This window comes from Methylobacterium sp. HJ2 (genome assembly GCF_056431005.1).
Genome location: NZ_JBWJYM010000011.1, coordinates 97,595 through 112,263, shown reverse-complemented (window position 1 = coordinate 112,263; position 14,669 = coordinate 97,595). Strand labels below are relative to the sequence as shown.

Below are 14,669 nucleotides of genomic sequence, written 5' to 3'. Positions count from 1 at the left end.
CCGTCATGCCGCGCTCCCCGCCTGTGCCCTCTGCGCACTCCCGGGCGCGGGCCCGCGCGGCGCCGGGAAGCCGGGCGGCAGCGGCGTGATCCGCGGCTGATCGCCCGCGTCGGTGATCGGCGGGAACGGCCGCCTTGCGGCGATGCGCTCGGCATAGGCCGGCAGCCAGCGCGCCTCGTCGAAGGAGACGGCGGCGATGGTGCGGCCGGCCCGGCCGTACACGGCCAGGAACCGGCGCGCCTTGAGTGAGCCCTGCACCACGGCGAGGCTGTCGGCCCCCTCGGTGAGGCCCGCCGCCTTGATGTTGATCCCGAACTGGCTCGACCAGAAGGCGGGGAGATGCGCGTAGATGCGCTGATCCCCGGGCCCGGCCACCATGTTGCGGGCCGCGTGCCGGCCCTGCTCGACCGCGTTGCCCCAGTGCTCGACGCTGATGAGACGCCCGTCGTAGGTCGGATTCGGCCAGCGCGCGACGTCGCCGGCCGCGTAGATCTCCGGCACCGGCGTGCCGTCGGCGGCCAGCGCCCGGCAGGCGCCGTCGCAGGTGAGGCCGGCCGCATCGGCCATCAGGCCGGCGGCGGCGAGCCACCCGGTCGCGCGCACGGCGCCGAGCGCGACGATGACGATGTCGGCCGGGATCGTGCCGCCATCGGCAAGGACGACCCGTCGCACGGCCCCGTCGCCCTCCAGCGCCTTGACCCGGGCGCCGAGCCGCAGATCGACGCCCGCGTCGCGCACGCACTCGGCGATCACGCCGCCGACCGCCGTGCCGAGGGCGCGCGCGAGCGGTGCCGGGTTGGGGTCGAGCAACGTGACCGGCAGGCCGAGATCGCGGCAGCAGGAGGCGGCCTCGCAGCCGATCAGGCCCGCGCCGATGATCACCACGCGCTCCGGCCCGCGGACCAGGGCCGCGCGGAGGCGGGCCGCATCGTCGCGCCCGCGCAGGGTGTAGACGCCGGCGAGCCGCGCGCCCTCCGGATCGGGCCAGGGCCGCGCCGTCGCCCCGGTGGCGACGAGCAGGCGATTGAAGCCGAGCCGCGTGCCGTCCGCGAGCGCGACCGTGCGGGCGTGCCGGTCGAGCCCGACCGCCGCCGCGCCGAGACGCCAGCGCGCGTCGAGCGGCACTAGGTTCGGCAGCACGGTGTCGCCGGCCCCGATCTCGCCCGCGAGCACGTGCTTCGACAGCGGCGGCCGGTCGTAGGGGAGATGCGGCTCGTCGCCCACGAGGGTGAGGGGGCCGTCGTAGCCGGCCTCGCGCAGGGCCTCGGCCGCGCGCAGCCCCGCCAGCGAGGCGCCGACGACGAGGATCCCGGCCGCTTCGGGCGTCGCGCTCATCGTTGCGCCGGCTCGGCCGCCGGGTCGATGTCGGCGAAGGCGACGCTGATGGCGCGGACCGGGCAGGCCTGGACCGCGCGCTCGATCTCGCCGCGCTCCCGGTCGGGCGGGGCCGGGTCGTAGAACAGGATCTCGTGCCCGCGCAGGGTGAAGCGCCCGGGCGCCGCGTAGCAGCACTGCGCGTAGCCCTGGCAGCGGTTGAGATCGACGACGACGCGCACGGGATACCTCCTCCGGGCCCAACGGTTTGCCCAAGGTCGGCCCCCACCGCGGCGGTGCGGGCCCCCTCCATTCGATGCTGCCGCCGCCGGGTTACGGCGGCGGGTGCGGTTTCTCACGCCGCCGCGGGGCTGGGCGTAACGTAGGGCCGAAGCAGGACGATCTGGAGGGCGACCGACCGACACGATCGGCCCCGCCGGACGCCGTCCGGCCCCCGTCGCAGGAGATCGCGATGAAGATCCTGTTCGTTGCCAGCCCGCTGACCGGGCACGTGAACCCGCTCCTCGCCCTCGCCCGCCTCGCGGCCGCCCGCGGCGACGAGGCCGTCATCGTGACGGGTGCCGCCTTCGCCGCCAAGGTGGCGGCCGCGGGCTTCCGCTTCGCGCCGCTCGTCGCCGAGGGCGAGCCGGAGTACCGGGCGACCGAGCTGCCTGCGGGGGCCGAGCGCTCGCGCCGCGAGTTCGAGCGCCGCTTCATCGACGCGATGCCGGGCCAGGCGGCGCGCCTGCGCGCCCTGATCGCCGAGGAGGCGCCCGACGCCATCGTCGCCGGCAGCATGGTGCTCGGCATCCTGCCCCTGCTCCTCTCGCCCGCGCCGCGACCGCGCATCGTGACGCTCAACGTCAGCTTCCTGTTCCACGACCGGCCGGACGGCGCCCCGCTCGGCTTCGGCCTGCCGCCAGCGCGCGATGCCGCCGAGGCCGCCCGCTACGCCGCGCTGGGCGCGCAGGTCGACGCGGCCTTCACCGATCCGGTCCGGCGCTACACCGACGCGCTCCTGGCGCGCGAGGGCCTGCCCGGCCTTCCGGCCTCCCTCACTCAGTCGATCGTGACGCTGCCCGACGCGTTCGTCCAGGCCACGGTGCCGGAGTTCGAGTACGATTACGGGGTCATCCCGGAGAGTTTGCACTTCGTCGGGACGCTCCCGTCCCCGGCGGCGGACCCGACCCTTCCGGAATGGTGGCTGGCGCGCGACCCCCGCCGCCGCGTCGTCCTCGTCACCCAGGGCACCCTGGCGAACCACGATTTCGGCGAGCTCGTCGTCCCGACCCTCCTCGGCCTCGCCGACCGCGACGACCTCCTCGTCGTCGCCACGACGGGCGGGCGCCCCGTCGACGCGCTCGGCATCGCCGTGCCGGCCAACGCCCGGGTCGCGACGTTCCTGCCCTTCGCCGAGATGCTCGGCGGCGTCGATCTCTTCGTCACCAACGGCGGCTACGGCAGCGTCTCGATGGCCCTGCGGGCGGGGGTGCCGATCGTCTCCGCGGGCCTCACCGAGGACAAGGGCGAGATCGGCGCGCGGATCGGCTGGTCCGGCGTCGGGCTGAACCTCGCCAGCAACGCGCCCGACAGCGCGGCCGTGCGGGCGGCCGTCGACACCGTGCTGGCGGAGCCCCGCTTCGCCGCCCGGGCCGCCGCCCTGGCCAGCGCCTTCGCCCGCCACGACACCGCGCGGGAGATCCTCGCCCTGATCGACGGGCGCGCCGAGCGGCCTGCGCCGCGGGCCCGCGCGCTGGCCGAGACCTGAGGCGCGGGGCCGCCCGCCGCGCCCGTTCGGGTGTATGGTGGCGCGCCCGGGAGGCGCCCGGCGCTGCGGGGAGATGACGGTCATGCGCTCAGAGGAGGGCCTCGAGGCCGTCGCGCCGGCCGGGGAGCCGTTCGCCTACGGGACGTTGCCGCGCCTCCGGCGCTTCGGAGACGTCCTGGACGACGCCCGCTACGCACCCGTGCCGGACGATTGGGCGATCGGCCTGTGCGACGTGGTCGACTCGACGAAGGCCATCGCCCAGGGGCGCTACCGGGCGGTGAATTTCGCCGGCGCGGCCGTCATCGCGGCGGCCCGCAACGCGCTCAGGGGCGCGCCCTTCGGCTTCGCGTTCGGGGGCGACGGCGCGAGCCTGCTGGTGGCGCCCGCCGACCGTGCGGCCGTGGGCGCCGCGCTCGCCGCGACGGTGGCCTGGGTCCGCACGGAGCTGCGGCTCGAACTGCGCGCGGCGATGATCCCCGTGTCAGCCCTGCGCGCAGGCGGGGCCGACCTGCGGGTCGCCCGCTTCGCCGCCTCGGAGCACGCCGACTACGCGATGTTCACCGGCGGCGGCCTCGCCCTCGCCGACGCGATGACGAAGCGCGGCGCCTTCGCCCTGCCTTCGGCTCCGGACGGGGCGCAACCGGATCTCACCGGCCTGACCTGCCGCTTCGAGCCGGTGGCGGTGCGCGACGGCGTGGTGCTGTCGCTCATCGTCGTGCCGAGCCCGAGTGCCGACCGCGCCGCCCTGCGCGCCGCGCTCGCGGCGGTGCTCGCGGAGATCGACGCGAGCCCGGCCATGGGCCGGCCACTGCCGCCGCAGGGTCCCTCGCTGCGCCCGCCCTGGTCCGGGATCGAGGCGGAGGTCGCCGTCGCCGGCCCCCTCGCGGGATCGCGCGCGCTCCGGCGCCTGGTCGTGCTGGCGCGCTTCTGCGCCGTCTACGCCCTGTTCCGGCTCGGCCTGCCGCTCGGGCGGTTCTCGCCCCGGACCTACCGGCGCCACGTCGCGGCCGACGCCGATTTCCGCAAGTACGACGATGGCCTTCGCGTCACCGTCGCATGCCCCATAGCCACCGCGGACGCGATCGAGGCGCGCCTCTCCGCGGCGCGGGCCGCGGGCCTCCTGCGCTTCGGGCTGACCCGCCAGGATTCCGCGGTGGTGACCTGCATCAGCCCCTCGGTGACGCGCGGCGACCACGTCCATTTCGTCGACGGGGCGGACGGGGGCTACGCGCGGGCCGCCCTGCAATTGAAGGCCGTGCCGGCGTGAACCCGCGCGACATCCCGTTCCTCGCCGGGCTCGACGCCGCGGCGGCGGAGATGATCGCGGCCGGCATGGTCCCGCTCGCGATCCCCGGCGGGCGGCCGCTGTTCGAGCAGGGCGAGGCGGCCGACGCGCTCTACACGCTGGTCTCGGGCAGCGTCGGCATCGCGACGCGCGATCCCCGTACCGGCGCGGCGCACCGGATCGCGCGGCTGCGCCCGCCCGAGACCATCGGCGAGATGGCGCTGCTCTCGGACGCCCCGCGCTCGGCGACGGCGACCGCGCTGCGCGACAGCTGCGTCCTGCGCCTGACGCGCGCCGCCTTCGAGGCGACGATCGAGCGGCATCCCGCGACGCTCCTGTATTTCGGCCGGCTGCTCGCCGAGCGCCTCCGCACCGTCTACGAGGGCAAGCCCCTCGACGACCGGCCGCGCAGCTTCGCCGTGCTCGCGGTGACGGAAGGCCTGGGCACCGCCGAGTTCGGCCACCGCCTCGCCGAGGCCCTCGACGCGATCCTGCCGGGTGCCACCGGCTGCCTCACCGAATGGCCGGCGGAGGCGGACGAGGCGTGGTTCCACGCCTTCGAGGCGGGCCACGCCCGCACGATCTTCGTCGCGCACCAGATCGACTGCCCGTGGTGCCAGCTCTGCCTGCGTTACGCCGACCACGTCCTGCTGCTCGCCGAGCCCGGACGGCCGCCGCGTCCGGGGGCGGCCGCCTACCTCGCACGGGTCGCCTCCGACTGGGTGCGGATGGACACGGTCGTCGCGCAGGAGGCGGACGCCGTCCGGCCGCGCCCGCTCCATCCCGAGGTCGCCGCCCTGCCGGTCGCCCTGGCGATCCATGCCCGCCGCGGCCGCGCGGCCGATTTCGCCCGGCTGGCGCGGCTCGTCAGCGGCTGCGCCCGCGGCGTGGTCCTGGGCGGCGGGGGCGCGCGCGGCCTCGCCCATCTCGGCGTGCTGCGGGCGCTCGCCGAGGACGGGCCACCGATCGACATGGTGGGCGGGACCAGCATGGGGGCGATCATCGCGGCGAGCCTCGCCATGGACTGGGACATCGAGACGATCCGCGCCTACACGATCGAGTCCTTCGTCGGCCGCAACCCGCTCAACGACTACACCCTGCCGTATCTCGCGCTCACGCGGGGCGCCAAGGTCGATGCGGGGCTGGCCGACCGCTTCGGCGACGCCACGATCGAGAACCTCTGGCTGCCGTTCTTCTGCGTCTCCTCGAACCTCACCACGGGCCGCGCGATGATCCATCGACGCGGCGGACTCGCGGGGGCGCTGCGGGCGAGTATCGCCATCCCGGGCCTGCTCCCGCCGGTCTGCACGGCGGACGGCGTCCTGGTCGACGGCGGCATGATGAACAATCTGCCGGCCGACGTGATGGCGGGCGCGGAGCGCGGCCCGGTGCTCGCGGTCGACGTGGGCAGCGACCTCGCCTTCCAGTCCATGCCGATCCGGTCCTGGCGGGGTCGCGCCCTCCGGCGCTGGCTCGGGGCCCCGGACGCGATGCCGGCCATCGCTCCCCTGCTGCTCCGGGCCGCCACGGTGTCGAGCGACGCCCAGACCCTGATGGCCGTCCGCCGGGCGACCGCGGTGCTGAAGCCCGCGCTCGCCGGCGTCGATCTGCGGGCCTGGTCGAGCTTCGAGAGCACCGCCGCCCTCGGCTATGCCTGCGCCCGCGAGGCCCTCGCGTCGGGCCGGCTCGCCGCCTGGGCGGACCCCGCGGCCGCGCCGGCCTCGCCGATCGTGCCGGGCTCGACGATCGTGCCGGGCTTGCCGATCGCGCCGGCCCCTGCGGCCGAGGCCGCCGTGCGCCACGGCACCGGCAGGGCGCCCGCTCCGTAACGCGCCGCCGCGGACCGCGAAATCCGGGCATCGATGCCAGGAGACCCGCCATGACCCCCAGATTCCTCGTCCTCGCCGCCGCCCTGGTCCTGGCGGCCCCGGCGTCCCGGGGCTTGGCCATGAGCTCGGCCATGAGCCCGGCCATGAGCCCGGCCATAAGCTCCGCCGCGAGCCCGGCCGCGCCCGAGACGCGAGCGGCCCTTCCGCGATCCGCACCGACGCCGTTCCGGCACGTGGCCGCCACCGGGACGACCAAGCCGGAGGGCGCCGCCCTCGACGGCCGGCTCGGGACCTCGGCGGCCCTCGACGCGGCCGGCGCCCGCCTCGGCCGGTCGATCCGGACGGCGATCTGCACGGGCTGCTGAGGCCGCGCGGCGATCGAAGCCCTGCATGCGATCGGCCCCGGTCACTGGCGTTGCGGCGCGTCAGGCCCCGTCCGCGCCGTCGGCCCCGGCGGCCTGCGGCCCGGGACCGGCGGCGCGCCGGCGGCCCCGGACCCGATCGGCGAGCGCGAGCGCGACTGCCGGCCCGAAGACGAGGCCGGGCCAGAAGAAGCGCTCGTTGAACGGATCGACGTAGAACAGGACCGGCGCGGCCGAGAGCCAGATCACCGCCGGGACGGGCGCGACCGCCGTCGGCAGGGCGAGCCAGGCGTAGTACCACGCGTAATGCGGGTTCGCCGCGGCCGTGGTGCAGGCCGCGAGGATGGCGGTGTCCCGGCACAGGGCCACCGTGGCGGCGGGGCCGCGCAGCCGCGCGCCCCGGGCGATGCGGACGGCCAGGAGCCCGAGCAGGAGCGCGGCGCCCGCGAGGTAGAGCCGGCCCGCGCCCTCCGGCAGGACGAGCCCGTGGGCGAGGCCGGCGAGCAGCCAGAAGCCCTGGCCCGAGCGGTAGCCCTCCTCGTCGCCGTAGGCCGGCAGGAAGCCCAGGACCTCGGATCCGACCGAGAGGTAGGGGGCGTAGAGCAGCGCGATCACCGCGAGCCCCGCCAGCGCCGGCTTCCAGAAGCCGCCGCCGCGCAGGAAGGCGGGGGCTGCGGCGATCGGCAGGAACTTGACGAGGACGGCGGCGGCCAGCGCGGCGCCGGCGAGGCCCTCGCGCGCCCGCGCCCGCAGCAGCAGCGCCAGGGCGAGGAGGCCGATCGCGATCGCGTCCACATGCCCGTCGCAGGCGAAGGACCACAGGACGAGGGGGTTCCAGGCATAGAGCAGGATGCGCTCCCGCGGCAGCCGCGCCAGGGCGAGGAGGCCCAGGAGGCAGAGCACCGCCACGGCCTCGAAGGCCATCATGGCGAGCTTCATCGCGAGCACCGTCGGGGAGAGGAATCCCACGAGGGCGAAGACCACCTGCGCGGCGGGCGGGTAGATCGTGCGCGCGTAGGTCGCCCGGTTGATCCACGGGAACACCGCAGGATCGCGCAGGTCCGCCAGCGCCGGATCGACGGGCAGGTAGCGGTAGGGATTGATGCCGGCGGCCTGCACGCGCCCGTCCCAGACGTAGCGGTAGATGTCGCTCGACAGGAAGGGCAGCGACGGCAGCAGCAGCGCCCGCATCGCGACGGCGACGGCGAGGACGATCCAGATCGCCCGCGGGGGCAGGGGTTCGCGCAGCACCTGCGCGACGGCGCCGAGATAGACCGCGACGCCGAGCGCCAGCACCCCGACGAAGACGGTGGCGCGCTGGGGCGAGCCGACCGTATCGGCGCCCGGCACGTGCAGCGCCAGCGCGGCCAGCATGATCAGGGCGAGCAGGATGCCGAGCGCGACGAGCCGTCCGAGGGCCGTTCCCGGCCGCATCGTCCTCATGCCGGGCCCGGCGCGGCCGAGAGGCGCGCGCAGAGGCCCAGGCCCTCGATCACCGCCCGCGTCGCCGGGGCCGGGTAGCCCGCGCTCTCGCGCAGCAGCGCCGCGAGGGCCGCGGCGTCGTCCACGTCGGACCAGGGGTCGAGCTCGACGAGGTCGAGGCCGATCTCCGCGGCGCGGGCCCGCGTCTGCGCGGCGACCGCATCCGTGCTCCAGGCGATGTCGGCGAACATCCGGGCGTGCGCCGCCTTGAGGCCGAGAAGGTAGTAGCCGCCGTCGTCCGAGGCACCGAGCACGGCCCGGTCCCCCGGCGCCAGGAGATGGCCCGCGGCCTCGACGAGGAGGCGCGTCGGCAGCGTGGGGACATCGGAGCTGATCACGCAGGCCGCCGCGTGGCCGCGCGCGAGCAGGCCCTGGACCGCGTGCAGCAGGCATTGTCCGAACCCCTCGACCCCGGCCGGCATCGGCGGCGATCCATCGGCGAGGACGAGCCCGGTCGCGGGCCCGACATGGGCGGCGACCAGGGCCTCGGTCCCGGCCGGCGCGTAGGCCGCGTAGGCGGCGATCGGTGCGCGCCGCGCCGCCGCCCCGACATTCTCGGCGGTGTCGCGCAGGAAGGCGCCGCTCAGCGCGGCGGCCTCGTCGGGGGTCAGCGGCGGGCAGAGCCGGGTCTTCGAGCGGCCGGCCTGCGGGGCCTTGGCCATGATGCCGACGGCGCAGGTCGGGGCGGGGCGGGCGCCGAGGGGAGCGCTCACGCCTCAGGCCTCGCCGCGCCAGCCACCGGCGCGGCGACCCGGCCGATCGGTCCCGGCCGCCGTGCTCGTTTGGCGCGCCCCGGACGGAGCCGGTTCGTCCGCGGAGGCTGGGTGTGCACGGCCATCGCCCTGTCGATCCCCTGCGCGGCCCGCGCCGACGGAGAAGACGGGCCGCATTCGGTCGCGCGCCGTATCCGCCCGCACGACCGACGCTTCGTCGCGCGCCCGCTGCCGGTTACCACGCGCGCGGCGCGACAGGTCTGCCTCTCGCCGCACCGGAAGCCGGTGCGGTGGACGGCCCTGCGGGATGCCGTCCCGCAGGGCCGGCCTCGGCTACGGGTTCGGCTTGTTGGCCGGCGCCGGGTTCGCCGGAGCGGCGGGCGGCGGGGCGGCCGGCGGGGCAGGGGTGGCCGTGCTGCTCGGCGGCGGCGGCGGGGGAGCGTCCGCCTTCTTCTCGTCCTTGCAGGCGGCGAGCGCGAGCAGTCCGACGAGCGGCAGCAGGTTGCGCATACGCATCAGCGTGTCTCCGGTTGGCCCGTTACGGGGGCAGGAAACGCCGGGTCGGGCCGGACGGTTCAGCGCGTCCGGCCCGACGGCCGTCGTCCGGCCTCGACGCGCGCCGGCGCCGCGTCCGCCTCCGGCCGGCGGATCGGCCCGCCTCCGGCGGCGACGGCGTGCGGTTCGGCACGGTCCCGATTCAGAAGAGAGGAGACAACCGAAAACGCGATGTCTGAATCGCGATCGAACGAGTTCAAGGCGGTCGATCGCGATTCCGACTTCGCCGAGGTTTGAACGATCTGTGTCTCTGATGTCATCGCCCAACGGCGGTCATCATCTTATCGCGTTCGGTTGGTATCGATGCGGAACACTGTGATGGATCTTTCAGCCTGGGACGCGGTCGTGGAGACGATCTACGCCTCTGCCGCCGAGCCGAACCGCTGGCCGGAGACAATACAGGCGATCGCCGATCTGCTCGGGGGCCGCGGCGCCACGCTGCTCTTCCGCCACGGGACCGGCCGGATCGGCGTCGTCGTCTCGCCGACGCTGGCCGGCATGGTGGCCGAATACGATGCGCGCTGGCAGCACCTCGACGTGCGCGCCGATCACGTCTTCAAGGTGATCGCGAGCGGGCAGCGCGACGTGGCGACCGACCACGAGGTCTTCAGCGACGAGGCCGCCAGCCTGCCGATCTACCGCGACTTCCTCTGGCCGCACGGGTTGGGCTGGGGCATGGGCGTCTCCGTCTCGCCCATCCCGGACGTCACGGTGGCGCTGAGCATCCTGCGCGCGCGGGACGAGCCCGGCTACGACGAGGCGGCCCGGGAGCGCCTGCTGGCGCTCAGCCGCCACGTGGAGCGGGCCCTCAGCCTGTCGATCCGCCTGATGGACGCCGAGGCCGAGCGCGTCGGGTTGTCGGAGGCGCTCGACCGGATCCGGTGCGGAGCCCTGATCGTGGACGCGGACGGGGTGGTGCTGTTCACCAACCGGACGGCCGCGGATCTCCTCGGGTCCGGGCTGCTGATCTCGTCCGGGCGCCTGTGCGCCGCCGACCGCACGGCCCAGCAGGCCCTGCGGGCCCGGCTCGAGGCCGTCTCGGCGGCGGGGCCGGCGCAGATCGGCGCCGGCGAGGCGCTGATCGTGCCGAACGACGCGCGCGGCCTCATCGTCCAGGTCCTGCCGCTCACCGCATCGATGGGCATCTCGGCGCTGCAGGCCGCGAGCGCGATCGTCCTGGTCCAAGATCCGGCCCGGGACCGGCCCTTCGATCCGGCGGTGGTGCGCGATGCGTTCAAGCTCACCGTGGGGGAGGCGCGGCTCGCCGCGCTGATCGGGGCCGGCGCGCCGCCCTCGGAGGCCGCCGCGGCTCTGGGCATCGCCGAGGCGACGGCCCGCACGGTGCTCAAGCGCGTGTTCGATAAGATGGGCGTCTCGCGCCAGAGCGAACTCGCGGCGCTGATGGGCAAGCTCTTCATGCTGAGACAGCCGTGAGCGGCACATCCGGCGAGATCGCGGATGGTTCGGATGAAGACCCTATGGTCGAGCGAATGTAAAGATGATGTCTGCGGACTGTTAACCCTCTTATTTGAGGAGACCATAACAGATTTCCCGCCACAAACACCGCGACGCGCCGGGTGGGGGATGCCGGCTTCCGACGGTGAGGGTCCATGTACGAAGCCGTTTCCGCCCCGGTCGTGATCGTCGGGGCCGGCCCTTATGGGCTGTCGATCGCCGCGCACCTGTCCGCCGCCGGCATCCCGCACCGGATCTTCGGGGCCCCGATGCGCACCTGGCGCAAGGGCATGCCGGCCGGGATGCTGCTCAAGTCCGATGGCTTCGCCTCCAGCCTCTCGGATCCCGGCGGCCTCTACCCGCTCTCCGCCTATTGCGCCGAGCAAGGCATCCCCTACGCCGACACCGAATGGGGCGTGCCGGTCGAGGTCTTCGCCGCCTACGGCGAGGCATTCCAGCGCCGGTTCGTGCCCCATCTCGACACCCGCATGGTCACGAGCCTGCGGCGCGCGGCGGGCGGATTCGAACTGCGCTTGGCCGACGGCAGCCACCTCTCCGCCGGCCGGGTGGTGATCGCCACGGGCCTGCATCCCTTCGCCAGCCTGCCGCCGGAATTCGCCGACCTGCCCGCGGGGCTCGTCAGCCACAGCCGGGACGCGGCCGATCTCCGCCATCTCGCCGGACAGGACGTCGCGGTGATCGGCGGCGGCGCCTCGGCCCTCGACGTCGCCGCGAGCCTGCACCGCGCCGGGGCGCGGGCCACGGTGATCGCGCGGCGGGCGGAGCTCCGCTTCTTCCCGCCCGCCGCGCCGCGGCGCTTCGAGAGCCTGCGCGCGCCGCGCAGCCCCCTCGGCCCGGGCTGGAAGAAGCTCCTGTGCACCAAGGCGCCGCTTCTGTTCCGGCAATTGCCGGTTCGGCTGCGCACCGACCTCGTGCGCAACCACCTCGGGCCGGCGCCGGCCTATTCGGTGAAGGAGACGATCGAGGCCCATGTCCGCCTGATGACCGGTGCGGCGATCGAGTCCGTCGCGGCCGGCGGCGCGGGCGTGCGCCTGACCGTGAGCGCGAACGGCGCGCGCCATGTCGTCGAGGCCCAGCACGTCGTGGCCGCCACCGGCTACCGCATCGACCTCGCCCGCCTCGCCTATCTCGATCCGGGCCTGCGCGCGGAGATCGACTGCTTCGAGGGCGCGCCCCTCCTCTCCGACCGGTTCGAGTCGAGCGCTCCGGGCCTCCACATCGTCGGCACCGCCTCGGCCCCGACCTTCGGCCCGCTGCTGCGCTTCGTCTGCGGCGCCGAGTTCGCGGCCCGCCGCCTCACCGGCGCGTTCCGCCGCCTGCGGGCGCCGCAGCCCGCGCCGACGGTCGGCACCCCGCGCCTCGCCTTTCTGAGCCTCACCAACGACATCGGCTCCGACCGCATCGTGGCGCAGATGGGCCGCGAGGGCGCGGCCTGCGCGGTGATCGGCGCGCCGGACGGCTACGCCTTCGCCTCGCGCTTCGTCCAGCGCCGGCTGGCTCTGCCGCGCCTCGGCGGTCCGGCACTCGCCCGGCTCCTGGTGCGCGGACGCCTCGAGCGGCTCACGGCCGAGTGGGCGCCCGACCGGGTCATCCCGCTCGACGACCTCGCCGCCCGCGTGCTGCGCCGCCTCGCCACCGGCGCGCGCACGAGCCCGGCCCTGCGCGCGCTGATCGTCGCCTCGGTGGGCGATCCCGCCGCCTACGCGCTCTCCCTCAGCCGGGAGGGCCTGCTGACCGCGGCCGCGGCCCACGGTCTGCGCGTGCCGGAGACGCGGCCCGCCCCGGATCTGTCCGCCGCCAGGAGCGTCGCGGAGACCCTCGGCTTCCCGCTCATGCTGAAGCGCGAGGAGACCTGCGGCGGCAGCGGCGTCACGCTGGTGCACGGCCCCTCCGAACTCGCCGACGCCTTCGCGGCGGCGCGGCGGCGGGCCCAGCTGAAATGGTCGCTCGGCCGGGTCGCGAGCCTGTTCGGCGGCGAGGACCGCGCGGCCGCGCGCGGACCCGCCGAGATGATCGGCCTCCAGGCCTTCGTGCCGGGGCGCCTCGCCATGCGGACGGTCGCCTGCCGGGAGGGCCGCGTGCTCGACGGGATCAGCCTCGTGGCCGAGGCGCAGCACCCGGTGCCGGTCGGGGCGAGCACCATCGTGTCCGCGATCGCGCAGGACGAGATGGAGAGCGCCGCGCGCATCATGGTCGGCCTGCTGCGCCTGTCGGGCTTCGTCAGCTTCGACTTCCTGCTCGACGCGCAGGGGCGCGCCTTCCTGATCGAGCTCAATCCGCGCCCGATCGGCTCGACCCATCTCGGAGCCCGCTACGGCCACGATCTCTGCCGGGCCTATCTCGACGACCTCGCGGGCCGGCCGGTCGCCGTCCCGGACGGTCTCGCCGAAGGCGCCGGGCCCATCGCGCTGTTCCCGCGCGAGCTGATGCGCGATCCCGCCGGCACGCGCCTGCGGGGCGAGCCCGGGCTGCACCACGACGTGATCCACGACGACGAAGCCGTGCTCGCGCGCTACCTCGCCCATCTCGCCCGCCTGCATCCGGGCCACGCCGCCGCGATCCGCGCGCTGGCGACGCGCAGGCCCGAGGCGGCGGCAACGTCCGAGCCCGTGCGCAGCCGGGGATTGCGCGACGCCGCTTGACCGCTTCGCGGAACCTGCCGATCCCCGGAACCTTCGGTCGCGAGCGAACTCCGGGGCGCCGCGGCCGATTGCCGGGATGAGGGCAGGAGCAGCGATGGTCCGGAACAGGTGGGGCGTCGGCGACATGCCGGCGCAGGTGGGCCGGCTCGCCATCGTGACCGGGGCGACGAGCGGAATCGGCTACGCGGCCGCGCTCGCGCTCGCCGGAGCCGGCGCCGAGGTGGTGCTGGCCGCGCGCGACCCAGCGAAGGCCGAGCGCGCGATGGCGGCGATCCGGCGGATCCATCCGCGAGCCGCCGTGGAATCCCGGATCCTCGACACCGCGAGCCTCGCCTCGGTTCGCGCCTTCGCGACGGCGTGGCGCGCCGACGACCGGCCGATCGACAGCCTCGTCCTCAATGCCGGCATCGCCTCGGTGCCGCGGCGCGAGGAGAGCGTCGACGGCCTCGAGCGCCAGTTCGCCACGAACTATCTCGGCCATTTCGCCCTGACCGGCCTGCTCCTCGACTGGATCCGGCCGCGACCGGCCTCGCGCATCGTGCCGGTCGCGAGCCTCGCCCACAGGTCCGGCCGGATCCGGTTCGACGATCTCCAGCTCGCCCACGCCTACACGGCTCAGGGCGCCTACCGGCAATCGAAGCTCGCGATGCTGATGTTCGGCCTCGACCTCGACCGGCGCCTGCGCACCATCGGCTCGCCGGTCCGGTCGATCCCGGTCCATCCGGGCATCGCCCGCACCGCCGTGACCCGGCGCGGCGACCGGGCCGGCCCGGCGGCGCGGCTCGCCGGCCGGCTCCTCTTCGGGCTGATCGGCCAGCCGGCCGCACGGGGCGCGCTGCCGCTCCTCTTCGCCGCGACCTCGCCCGAGGCGTGTGGCGGGATCTATTACGGACCGGACGGGTTCTGGGAGGCGCGCGGCCATCCGACCGTCGCCGGCATCGCCCCGCAGGCGCGGGACCCCGCCGCGGCCGAGCGGCTCTGGGCCGTCTCGGAGGCGCTGACCGGCGTGGCCTACCCGGTCTGACGGACCACGGCCCCTCGCGGGGGCCGTGCCGGCCGCCGAGGTCGCGCCGCCGGGACGGCGCCGGGGCCGCATCGGGCGGCCCCGAACGATTGCTCTGCCCGGCGCGGCCCTGACGGCGCGGTCGCGCTCCCGATCCTGCGGAGTTTGGGAGCACATTTCTCGCGGTCGCCCCTAGGATACGATTCGCCGCTCAACGATCGGCATCCGCAGATCCGCACC

12 protein-coding genes are annotated in these 14,669 nt (G+C 75.4%); 7 read left to right on the top strand and 5 right to left on the bottom strand.

Annotation, left to right across the window (positions count from 1 at the left end; genetic code table 11):
• Positions 1-3 precede the first annotated feature (3 nt).
• Positions 4-1,335: an NAD(P)/FAD-dependent oxidoreductase gene (locus ACS5RC_RS23000; RefSeq protein WP_478346249.1), complete on the bottom strand. Its 1,332-nt coding sequence runs from the start codon at positions 1,333-1,335 to the stop codon at positions 4-6.
• Positions 1,332-1,556, bottom strand: coding sequence for a ferredoxin (locus ACS5RC_RS22995; protein ID WP_478346248.1), 225 nt, complete (start codon positions 1,554-1,556; stop codon positions 1,332-1,334). Before ACS5RC_RS22995 ends, ACS5RC_RS23000 begins: the two co-directional genes overlap by 4 nt.
• A gap of 230 nt (positions 1,557-1,786) precedes the next feature.
• Between ACS5RC_RS22995 and ACS5RC_RS22990 the strand changes: the two genes are divergently transcribed.
• The 4 genes from ACS5RC_RS22990 to ACS5RC_RS22975 all read left to right on the top strand — a co-directional run bounded on the left by ACS5RC_RS22990 (position 1,787) and on the right by ACS5RC_RS22975 (position 6,561).
• Positions 1,787-3,082 (top strand): nucleotide disphospho-sugar-binding domain-containing protein, encoded by a 1,296-nt coding sequence (locus ACS5RC_RS22990; RefSeq protein WP_478346247.1) that lies wholly within the window; start codon positions 1,787-1,789, stop codon positions 3,080-3,082.
• An 82-nt stretch (positions 3,083-3,164) separates the two neighbouring features.
• Positions 3,165-4,349, top strand: coding sequence for a DUF3095 domain-containing protein (locus ACS5RC_RS22985; RefSeq protein ID WP_478346246.1), 1,185 nt, complete (start codon positions 3,165-3,167; stop codon positions 4,347-4,349).
• Positions 4,346-6,196: a patatin-like phospholipase family protein gene (locus ACS5RC_RS22980; RefSeq protein ID WP_478346245.1), complete on the top strand. Its 1,851-nt coding sequence runs from the start codon at positions 4,346-4,348 to the stop codon at positions 6,194-6,196. The genes ACS5RC_RS22985 and ACS5RC_RS22980 overlap by 4 nt, the downstream gene beginning before the upstream one ends.
• Before the next feature lie 50 nt (positions 6,197-6,246).
• Entirely contained in the window at positions 6,247-6,561 is a 315-nt protein-coding gene (locus tag ACS5RC_RS22975; protein WP_478346244.1) for a hypothetical protein, read from the top strand.
• A 60-nt stretch (positions 6,562-6,621) separates the two neighbouring features.
• Here the strand turns inward: ACS5RC_RS22975 and ACS5RC_RS22970 are convergent, their stop codons facing one another.
• From ACS5RC_RS22970 to ACS5RC_RS22960, 3 genes are all read right to left on the bottom strand, one after another.
• Positions 6,622-7,992 carry an MptA/MptB family glycosyltransferase gene (locus tag ACS5RC_RS22970; RefSeq protein WP_478346243.1) on the bottom strand — a complete coding sequence of 457 codons (1,371 nt, stop codon included), beginning with the start codon at positions 7,990-7,992 and terminating at the stop codon, positions 6,622-6,624.
• Positions 7,993-7,997: 5 nt separating this feature from the next.
• Positions 7,998-8,753 carry a TIGR04282 family arsenosugar biosynthesis glycosyltransferase gene (locus ACS5RC_RS22965; RefSeq protein ID WP_478346242.1) on the bottom strand — a complete coding sequence of 252 codons (756 nt, stop codon included), beginning with the start codon at positions 8,751-8,753 and terminating at the stop codon, positions 7,998-8,000.
• Positions 8,754-9,086: 333 nt separating this feature from the next.
• Positions 9,087-9,269: a hypothetical protein gene (locus ACS5RC_RS22960; RefSeq protein ID WP_478346241.1), complete on the bottom strand. Its 183-nt coding sequence runs from the start codon at positions 9,267-9,269 to the stop codon at positions 9,087-9,089.
• Between the two features lie 357 nt (positions 9,270-9,626).
• Here ACS5RC_RS22960 and ACS5RC_RS22955 point away from each other — a divergent pair, with 357 nt between their 5' ends.
• The 3 genes from ACS5RC_RS22955 (at position 9,627) to ACS5RC_RS22945 (ending at position 14,450) form a co-directional block, all read left to right on the top strand.
• Positions 9,627-10,742, top strand: a complete 1,116-nt coding sequence (locus ACS5RC_RS22955) for a helix-turn-helix transcriptional regulator (RefSeq protein ID WP_478346240.1) — start codon at positions 9,627-9,629, stop codon at positions 10,740-10,742.
• 176 nt (positions 10,743-10,918) lie between these two features.
• Positions 10,919-13,426, top strand: a complete 2,508-nt coding sequence (locus ACS5RC_RS22950; RefSeq protein ID WP_478346239.1) for an FAD-dependent oxidoreductase — start codon at positions 10,919-10,921, stop codon at positions 13,424-13,426.
• 94 nt (positions 13,427-13,520) lie between these two features.
• Positions 13,521-14,450 (top strand): oxidoreductase, encoded by a 930-nt coding sequence (locus ACS5RC_RS22945; protein ID WP_478346238.1) that lies wholly within the window; start codon positions 13,521-13,523, stop codon positions 14,448-14,450.
• Positions 14,451-14,669 lie beyond the last annotated feature (219 nt).